Below are 1,098 nucleotides of genomic sequence, written 5' to 3'. Positions count from 1 at the left end.
GTAGCTTAACCTTCGGGAGGGCGCTTACCACTTTGTGATTCATGACTGGGGTGAAGTCGTAACAAGGTAACCGTAGGGGAACCTGCGGTTGGATCACCTCCTTACCTTAAAGAACCTGCCTTTGCAGTGCTCACACAGATTGTCTGATGAAAATTAGCAGTAAAAAATCTCTGCAGGCTTGTAGCTCAGGTGGTTAGAGCGCACCCCTGATAAGGGTGAGGTCGGTGGTTCAAGTCCACTCAGGCCTACCAAATTTTTACTGATGCTGCGTTGCGGCGACACTCACATACTTCAGTATGCTTCGTGTCACCACGCCTTGCCTCAGAAAAAATTGGCGGTACAGAGAAGACCACGATGGGGCTATAGCTCAGCTGGGAGAGCGCCTGCCTTGCACGCAGGAGGTCTGCGGTTCGATCCCGCATAGCTCCACCATCTTTACTGCGAAAACCTGAAAACTTCAGAGTGTACCTGCNANGGTGCGCTGCGAAGTTTTGCTCTTTAAAAATCTGGATCAAGCTGAAAATTGAAACGACACACTGTGTCTGTTCTCCGTAATAAGAACAGATGAAGGTGTGTTCGAGTCTCTCAAATTTTCACAACACGAAGTGAAACAGCTTCGGGTTGTGAGGTTAAGCGACTAAGCGTACACGGTGGATGCCCTGGCAGTCAGAGGCGATGAAGGACGTGCTAATCTGCGAAAAGCGCCGGCGAGGTGATATGAACCCTTGACCCGGCGATGTCCGAATGGGGAAACCCAGTGCAATTCGTTGCACTATCGTTAGCTGAATACATAGGNTAACGAGGCGAACCGGGGGAACTGAAACATCTAAGTACCCCGAGGAAAAGAAATCAACCGAGATTCCCCCAGTAGCGGCGAGCGAACGGGGAGCAGCCCGGAGTCTGAATCAGCTTGTGTGTTAGTGGAAGCGTCTGGAAAGTCGCAGGGTACAGGGTGATACTCCCGTACACGAAAGCACACANGCTGTGAACTCGAAGAGTAGGGCGGGACACGTGGTATCCTGTCTGAATATGGGGGGACCATCCTCCAAGGCTAAATACTCCTGACTGACCGATAGTGAACCAGTACCGTGAGGGAAA

The 1,098-nt window shown here is 51.2% G+C and carries 2 tRNA genes and 2 rRNA genes; all 4 read left to right on the top strand.

The features are described from left to right. Nucleotides 1-104 (top strand): 16S ribosomal RNA (locus tag ACOKCT_RS22890); the annotation flags it as partial. Nucleotides 105-174: 70 nt separating this feature from the next. After that, a tRNA-Ile gene (locus ACOKCT_RS22885) sits at nt 175-251 on the top strand. 105 nt (nt 252-356) lie between these two features. Then, nucleotides 357-432: transfer RNA gene (locus ACOKCT_RS22880), tRNA-Ala, on the top strand. A 195-nt stretch (nt 433-627) separates the two neighbouring features. After that, a 23S ribosomal RNA gene (locus ACOKCT_RS22875) occupies nt 628-1,098 on the top strand; the annotation flags it as partial.

This window comes from Leclercia sp. M-A074-M, assembly GCF_965195605.1.
Classification (GTDB): Bacteria; Pseudomonadota; Gammaproteobacteria; order Enterobacterales; family Enterobacteriaceae; genus Enterobacter.
Note: the sequence above shows the minus strand (reverse complement) of the source record. Positions and strands in the feature narration are given on the sequence as shown.